1 protein-coding gene is annotated in these 4,830 nt (G+C 68.2%); it reads left to right on the top strand.

The genetic code is table 11. The annotated features are described in order from the left end of the window. Positions 1–155: 155 nt before the first annotated feature. The gene (locus IZR01_RS53925; protein WP_194927775.1) at positions 156–4,811 is read left to right on the top strand and encodes a LamG-like jellyroll fold domain-containing protein; all 4,656 of its coding nucleotides are present in this window, start codon (positions 156–158) and stop codon (positions 4,809–4,811) included. Positions 4,812–4,830: the final 19 nt, after the last annotated feature.

The raw sequence follows: 4,830 nt of genomic DNA, 5'->3' as shown, positions 1-4,830 counted from the left end.
GACCGACGGCGTCCCGAACTGCGCATGTTGTCTCACGCACCAGAACCCTGCCGCAGACCAACCGCCCGGCCAACCTGCCACACCGAAGAAACCTGACGATCCTCACGGCGCGGAATATGGGGCTAGCCGCTGGCTTGGCCGTTCAGGCGCCAGCCGTGGCGCGCGCGGCGACGGCAGCCGCCCCGGCCGATCCGACGGCGGCGGCGATCGCCACGGCGAAGGCTTCGGGTCAGGCCGTGACGGTCGACGCTCTGACCGACGAGTACTCGACGACGACGGCGAACCCGAACGGCAGCCTGACGGTCAACCGCTACGTCGACGCCCAGCGCGTCAAGCAGAACGGGGCCTGGGCACCGATCGACCCGACGCTGATCGCCAACGCCGACGGCTCCATCTCGACCAAGGCCACCTTGAACCCGCTGTCGATTTCTGGCGGCGGCACCGGAGCACTAGCCACGCTGACCAACGGCGCGGCATCGCTGTCCTACACCTGGCCCACGGCTCTGCCGAAGCCGACCGTCTCCGGCGCCACGGCCACCTACAAGGACGTCTATCCCGGCGTCGACCTCCTCGTGACGGCCGACCGCACAGGCGGCATCGAGGACACGCTCGTCGTGCACGACGCCACCTCCGCGGCCAACCCCGCGCTGGCGCACATCCACCTGGGCGCCAAACTGACCGGCGCGACCGTCTCCAGCAACGCGGCCGGCGACGCGAAGGCCACAACCTCCGACGGCACGATCGTCTTCACCAGCGGCGACGCGCGCATGTGGGACTCCGCCACCACCGCGGCAGCCACCACAGCGGCGCCCGCAGCCAAGGCCCAAGTCGCGGTTGCCGCTACACCTGCGGCGCCTTCGAGTACGCCAGCTCCCTCTTCCCCTGAGGGCCCCGGCGCCGGCGCCCACACCGCGGCGATCAGCTCGACGCTGACCGCTGCCGGCGCCGACATCACACCGGATCCGGCGACCCTGGCTGGCGCCGGGGTGGTGTACCCGGTCTATATCGACCCGGCCACGCTCAACAGCCCGACCTCCCCGCAGCACTTCAACCAACTCACCCAGGCCGATCCCGGCAACGCCAACACCTTCGACCGGGCCCAGCCCTCCGGCGAGGGAATCGGATACCAGGGCGGCTACTTCGGCGGATCATCGGGCAGTGGTTCCTACGCCTCCGGTGACCAGTGCCCGTGCGGCGTGGACCGGACCGACCTGCAAATCGGCATCCCCACCAACATCTTCGGCTCACAGATCATCAGCGCCAGTTTCCACGGCGGAGCCCGATTCGAATCCGACGCCGCGGCCCACACCACTCCGGTGTCGCTGTACTCGGTGGGGCCGCTGAGCCCCGGCCAGACCTGGAACAACCCTCCGGTCCGCGATTCCCAGGCCAACCCCAACTACCCCAGCCCGGTCGCGACCACCAGCTTCTCCACCCCGGCGAACAAGAACTATCCAGGCCAGGCCTTCAGCCTGGACGTGACCGCCGCGATGCAGCAAGTCGCCAACCGTTCCTGGAACAGCTGGACCATCGAACTCACCGGTGACGAGTCCAACGCCTACAACTTCTTCCGGATCGACCAGACCTCGGCCTCGTTCTCGATCACCTACGACAACTACCCGCTCGCGGACACACTCAACACCAGCCCCGCCGCGACGAGCAACGGAACGAGCGTCGGCTGCCCCAGCACCATCACCGGCGGCTGGCTCGGCGCGACCGTCGGTCCGGTCAACTTCAACACGACCGTGCATTCGACGACCAGCTCGGGCCTGCTCGGCGCGAACTTCTGGCTGTACGACCACACCGCCGACACCTGGGTCTGGAACAAGAAGCCGGTCGGCGGCGGCAACGCGAAAGACACGGTGATCACCGCGAGCGCCGCGCCGACGGACCTGATCGACGGCCACGGCTACTCCTGGACCGCTGACGCTTACGACCACTACCTGGAGCAGCCGAACCAGACCGGTCCGTGCTACTTCACCGTCGACCGGACGCCGCCGGACGCACCGTCCATCTCCTCGGCGCAATACCCGGCCGGCGGCACCGGCCTGCGGGTTCACACCCCCGGTACCTTCTCCCTGACCTCCAACGACCAGGGGATCAACGCCTCCGGCCTGTGGTGCTTCAAGTACGTCTTCGACGGCACCGCCTCGACGCCCCCGGCCTCTGACGTCTGCGACCCAGCCGATCCGCAGACCGTCATGGCCTCCGGCAACAACGCCAGCCTGACGTGGGCCCCGCCGACCTGGGGCACCCACACCCTGCTCGCCTGGGCCGTGGACCACGCGGGCAACACATCGGCGCAGGCCAGCTACAGCTTCTATTCGATCGACGATCCCAACGCCAAGCCCGCTCCCGGCGACATCACCGGCGACGGTGTCCCCGACCTGCTCACCACCGACGCCGGCGGTGACTTGGTGGTGTACCAGGCCGACATCAGCTCGGCCGCCGACGGCAGCACCCCGAGCGGCGCCACCGTCGTCCTGCGTCCGGCCGACAGCCCGGACGGCACCAGCTGGGCGAACTACCATGTCACCCACCGCGGCTCCATGAGCGGCAAGCGCACCGACGACCTACTGGTACAGAAGCCCGGCAGCACCACCCTGTACATCTACATCAACGACGGCGCCGGCCACTTCAGCAAGGCCGGCTCCCGCCAGATGCTGAACCTGGGCGCCAGCTTCGCCAACGCCGTTCAGATCGTCGCCCTCGGCGACTCCAACGGCCGCACTATCGGCGGGTTCAACAACTTCACCGACTTCGTCACGATCACCCCGGACGCCAACGGCATCAACCAGGAGTGGCTCTACACCTACGCCAACAACATCCGCTTCGCCACACCAGTGCAGATCAGCGCGAACACCGCCACCAGCAACCCGTTGGCGAACGTCACCGCGAGCAACCCGGCCGTGTTCAGCCCGGGTGACGCCACCGCCGACGGTGCGCCCGACCTGTGGTACGAGGACAGCTCCGGCCAGATTTGGCAGCAGGCATCGATCATGGCCAGCGGCACCGCCGACTACAAGAACGGCATCGGCGGCTCCGACCAGGCCAACCACCCCGCCACCAAGGTCGGGACCCCCATCGCCGCGGGAACCTACACTCTGGTGACCTCCACCGGAAGCATCTCCGGCAACGGACACCCTGACCTGTGGGGCATCACCTCCGCCGGCAACGTCGTCCTGCTGCCCGGCTCCAGCAGCGGGTTCGGGACGGCTGTCACGCAGGCGAACGTCGGTACGACGACCGGGCCCGCCATGGCCTTGATGCTCGGCAACGGACCGGCCGGACCGGCCACCTCGGGCTACAGCGGCACTGACGTCGCCGTCACCGCCCCCGACGCCAACGGCCACCGGATCATCACCGGCGCCTACGACGCCACCGGCAACGGGAACAACGTCACCGGCACCGGCGGTGTCTGGGAAGCCAGCACCCACGACGGCGGTGCCGCCGCATTCGACGGCTCCACCGGCGTCCTGTCCACCAGCGGCCCCGTCCTCGACACCACCCAGTCCTTCACCATCTCGGCCTGGGCGAACATCACCGACACCGCCAAGCACTACGCGGTGGCGGCCCGCAACGGAGCCCACGCCTCCAGCGCATGGCTCGGCTACGACCCGAACCTCAACAGCTGGGCGTTCGAGATGCCCAGCAACGACGCGACGTCGGCAGCCAGCTACCCCGCGGCCGCCGCCCCGGCTGGCACCGCCACCCCGGGAACCTGGGCCCACCTGGTCGCCGTCTACACCGCCACCAGCGCCACATCAGGCAACCTCACGCTGTACGTCAACGGCGTCCTGGCCGGCACCGGCTCCACCACCACGGCCTGGAACAACACCACCACACCGTTCACCATCGGATCCACCCCCTTCGGGGACAGCCCGATGAACGGCTCGGTCGACGACGTGATCGCCTACACCCGGCCGATCGCACCCAGCGAAATCACCTCGCTGTATGACACCGGCAAGAGCCGCATCCCGACCGGGTACACCGTGTCTCTGTCGGGCATCACCGGCGGCTCGACGGCCTCCGGCCAGGTCACTCTGTCCGCCAGCACGAGCCAGTCCGGCGTCGCCAAGTACGTGACCTACATCGTCAACGGACCTAGCTACACCGAAGTGTTCGGCGGCGCCGAAACCGCAGGTACTGGGACCGGCGGCCAGTTCGCCGGCGTCAACCTCGCCACCGCGACCCTGGTCGACGGCGCCTACACCGTCACACCGCGGATCACCCTGCAAAACGGCGGTACACAGGACTTCCCGTCCACCTCGTTCACCATCAGCAACTCCCCCGGACACAGTGCCCTGATCAAGCGATCCGACAGCCCCGAGATCTCGGTCTACACCGGCAACGCACGCATCGTGTACACCGACTGGAACGACCTGGTCGCCGGCTACGGCTCCTCGCCGAACATCATCACCGTGACAGACGACTGGTACAACGCCCTGCCGACCACACCGACCCCGGGCACCCTCCTCAAGAGCGCCGGAGCCCCAGACATCGGAACCTACGCCGGCGGCGCCCTGCTCAAGTTCGGCAACTGGAACGACCTTGTCGCCGGCTACGGCTCACAGCCGCCATACATCATCGTCCCGACCGCCTTCTGGAACGGCCTGAGCAGCGCTCCCGCAGACGGCACCCTGATCCGCAAGGCAGGCAGCGTCCAAGTCTGGAAGTACGAGGCCGCCACCAACAGCAAGTACGCGTACCAGGGATACGACGACCTCTCGAACGCCTACCCCACCGGTATTCCGCCGATGGTAATCGTGCCCACCGCGTACCTCGACGGACTCGCGATCAGCACCACATAACGCCCAGCAAGTCCGTCCA

This window comes from Catenulispora pinisilvae, from assembly GCF_015356865.1.
In the GTDB taxonomy this organism is placed as follows: Bacteria; Actinomycetota; Actinomycetes; order Streptomycetales; family Catenulisporaceae; genus Catenulispora; species Catenulispora pinisilvae.
The sequence above is the reverse complement of the archived record's forward strand: the minus strand, read 5'-3'. Positions and strand labels throughout refer to the sequence as shown.